We start from the raw sequence: 3,333 nt of genomic DNA, 5'->3' as shown, positions 1-3,333 counted from the left end.
AAGGGCGCCCCGATTCCCGGCGGCGGTGCCGCTCACGCCCAGGCTCCGGGTCCCGGAACTAGGCTGGAGGCATGTCCGAACTCCTGCCGGCACGCGCGCCCAAACGCAAGCTCGCGCTCAAGCCCTACGCCCGCGCCGTGGCACAAGTGCTGCGGGTGAGCTTCCGCGCCTCGCCCGCCGCCGTCGTCATGAAGGTCCTGGGCTCGCTGATCTCGGCACTGCTGCCGCTGGTCACGACGTACTTCGCCGCCCTGACCACCACGGCGCTGGCCGCCGCCTACGCGGGCGACGCCGACGCCGGCGCGCAGGCCGTCGTGTACGTCATCATCACCGCGGCACTCGGGCTCTTCTGGGGATCGTTCAGCAGCGTGGACCGCTACATCCAGCAGCTCATGAGTTTCCGGGTCGGCGCGATCGTGGGTGACCTGATGTACGAGCGCTTCCTGACCCTGGACTTCTGGCGCTACGACGACAAGGAGACCGTGGACCTGTACGACCGGGCGAAGCGTTTCTCCGACTCCTACGCCCGCGTCCTGGACCGGATCGCCGCCATTTTCACCCAGCTCGTCTCCGTGCTGCTGGCGATCGGCGCGCTGCTGCTGGTCAGCTGGTGGATCGCCGTGATCGTCCTGGTTGCGATCGTCCCCAGCGTCTACCTGCAGTTCAAGCTCTCCCGCGAACAGATCGCGCACTGGAACACCCAGGTCGATTCGCGCCGGCAGCGCAGGATGATCGAAACCAACCTCCTGCGACCGCAGCACATCGCCGAGATGCGGCTTTACGGGATTGTCGGCTACCTGATGGGCCTGCGCTCCCGGCTGCGGGACGCCGATGAAAAGCGCCGGCTGGACTTCCAGAAGCGCTACATCCCCAAACAGCTCGCGGCCGATGCCCTGCAGTACGGCGCCGAGGTGGTCTCGCTGATCTGGGTGGTGGGCCAGATCATCGCCCGGGCCCAGCCGGTGGGGCAGTTCCTCTATGTCCAGCAGATTGTCAGCCGCGCCCTCTCGACCGCCAACAGCCTCGTCTCCTCACTGAGCTCGATCGACGAGGACCTGGCGAACCTCACGGACTACGAACTCTTCATGGCCCTGCCCGTGCCGTCCGGCCACGCCCCGCCGCTGCTGCAGGCGCCGAAGACGGTGGAACTGCGGGACATCCGCTTCACGTACACCGGCAGCGAACTGGAGGTGATCCGCGGCATTTCGATGACCATCAGGCAGGGCCAGCACATCGCGATCGTGGGGGAGAACGGCGCCGGCAAGTCCACCCTGATCCGTATCCTGGCCGGGCTGTACCGTCCCGACTCCGGGCAGGTGATGCTCGACGGCGTGGACCTCGCCGCCGTCGACGTCACCTCCTGGCACCGGCACCTGGCGGTGCTCAGCCAGGAGTTCCTGAAGTATGAATTCGCCACCGCGGCGGAAAACATCTTCTTCGGCGACGTCGATTCGCCCCGCGACGACGGACGGGTCCGGCGCTCCGCCGCGGATGCCGAGGCCCTCGAATTCATCAACAAACTGCCCAACGGACTGGACAACCACGTCAGCAACTGGATGGAGGACCCGCGCGGGCGGAAGGGCTCCGGCCTTTCCGGCGGGCAGTGGCAGCGGCTGGCGATGGCCCGGAACTTCTACCGCGGCGCATCGTTCATGGTGATGGACGAGCCGACGTCGGCCATCGACGCGCTGGCCGAACACCGGATCTTCACGCGGCTCTTCGCTGACCGCAGCAGCACCATCATCGCCATCAGCCACCGCCTGGCCACGATCGAGAAGGCCGATGTGGTCTACATGCTCGAGGAAGGCCGCATCGTGGAACAAGGCACCCACAGGGAACTTGTGGCGCGCCGCGGCCGGTACTTCCGGATGTTCGAGTCCCAGCTCACCGTCCCGGACACCGAGAACGTCAGCGGCGAGTAAGCGGAGCGCCCTCAATGGTGGTCCGCACCCGGGCCAGGCTGGGTTCGGGCGGGACGCTGCTGAAACCGAAGCCGACGGCGGGGCGGACGGCGGTGAGCGGGCCGGCGTCGGCGCCGTCCCAGCTGACGGTCGCGGAGTCGATGCGGCGCAGGTCGGTGACCCCGTAGTATTCCCGCCGGCCGCCCTTGGCCGTGCCCGCAGTGCGCACGCCGGGGATGATCCTGCCCGCAACGGGGTTGACCGCACGCAGCCAGCGCGGATGCACCGCCAGAGCCCGGGGGACCAGCCGCGCCACGGCGCCCAGCCGGGTGCGGGGCCCGAGCCGGGCGCGGATCCGCAGCGGCCCGGCGTCGACGGCGAGCTGCACCACCCCATGCTCTGAAGCCAGGGGCACGATGCAGGTCTCGTCGAAGTTATAGACCGCGCTGATGAAATCGGCGGCCTCGACGCTCGGTGCCAGCAGGATCCGGTGGCCGGAGGGCAGCTGGACCATCGCGTCGGTGAAGGACCCGAACGGGGACTGCGTCCACAGGCCCACCACCGCGCGCAGGCCCGATCCCGTGCCGAGCCCGGCAATGTGTCCGTCGAAGATCCAACGCTGTCCGTTACGCCAAAGCATGACGCCACAGTACGCCGAAGCGGCGCCCCGCGTCCGCTGGGATAACCTAGAGCAGTGACTTACGAGATTGAGATTGGCCGTGGCAAGCGTGGGCGTCGTGCCTACTCCCTGGATGACATTGCGATCGTCCCCAACCGGCGTACCCGTGACCCCAAGGACGTCTCCGTCTCCTGGCAGATCGATGCCTACAAGTTCGACATGCCGGTCATCGCGGCGCCGATGGATTCGGCCATGTCGCCGGAGACAGTCATCGCCCTTGGCCGCCTCGGCGGACTCGGTGTGCTCGACCTCGAAGGCCTGTGGACCCGGTACGAGAACCCGCAGTCCGTACTGGACGAAATCGCGGGCCTGGCCGACGAGACCAACAGCCCGGCCGTCACCCGGCGCATGCAGGAGCTCTACCAGGCGCCGATCCAGCCCGAGCTGATCACCTCCCGCCTCGCCGAGATCCGCGCCGCCGGCGTCACGGTGGCCGGCTCCCTGACCCCGCAGCGCACGCAGGAACACTACAAGACCGTGGTGGCCGCCGGCGTCGACATCTTCGTCATCCGCGGGACCACTGTCTCGGCCGAGCACGTCTCCAAGGACCACGAGCCGCTGAACCTCAAGCAGTTCATCTACGAACTCGACGTCCCCGTGATCGTCGGCGGGGCGGCCGGCTACACCCCGGCCCTGCACCTGATGCGCACCGGCGCCGCCGGCGTGCTGGTCGGCTTCGGCGGCGGAGCAACCACCACCACCCGGCGCGCCCTGGGCATCCACTCGCCCATGGCCTCCGCGATCTCCGACGTC

At 68.3% G+C, this 3,333-nt stretch carries 3 protein-coding genes; 2 read left to right on the top strand and 1 reads right to left on the bottom strand.

What is annotated here, in order from left to right; translation table 11 throughout:
- Window positions 1–71: 71 nt before the first annotated feature.
- Window positions 72–1,922, top strand: a complete 1,851-nt coding sequence (locus tag Y706_RS0105210; RefSeq protein WP_028275742.1) for an ABC transporter ATP-binding protein — start codon at window positions 72–74, stop codon at window positions 1,920–1,922.
- Here Y706_RS0105210 and Y706_RS0105205 read toward each other — a convergent pair.
- The gene (locus tag Y706_RS0105205) at window positions 1,909–2,541 is read right to left on the bottom strand and encodes a hypothetical protein (RefSeq protein ID WP_028275741.1); all 633 of its coding nucleotides are present in this window, start codon (window positions 2,539–2,541) and stop codon (window positions 1,909–1,911) included. The two genes, Y706_RS0105210 and Y706_RS0105205, sit on opposite strands and share 14 nt — an antisense overlap.
- A 54-nt stretch (window positions 2,542–2,595) precedes the next feature.
- Here Y706_RS0105205 and Y706_RS27845 point away from each other — a divergent pair.
- The coding region (locus Y706_RS27845; protein WP_043434899.1) for a GuaB3 family IMP dehydrogenase-related protein at window positions 2,596–3,333 on the top strand (738 nt) is incomplete at its 3' end.

The organism is Arthrobacter sp. I3, from assembly GCF_000520575.1.
Lineage (GTDB): Bacteria > Actinomycetota > Actinomycetes > Actinomycetales > Micrococcaceae > Arthrobacter > Arthrobacter humicola_A.
This window is presented reverse-complemented; position numbering and strand designations above follow the sequence as displayed.

Bases quoted from the DNA above. Each gene is read 5' to 3' on its own strand.
- Y706_RS0105210 (WP_028275742.1), top strand. From the start codon at position 72: ATGTCCGAACTCCTGCCGGCACGCGCGCCCAAACGCAAGCTCGCGCTC.
- Y706_RS0105205 (WP_028275741.1), bottom strand. From the start codon at position 2,541: ATGCTTTGGCGTAACGGACAGCGTTGGATCTTCGACGGACACATTGCC.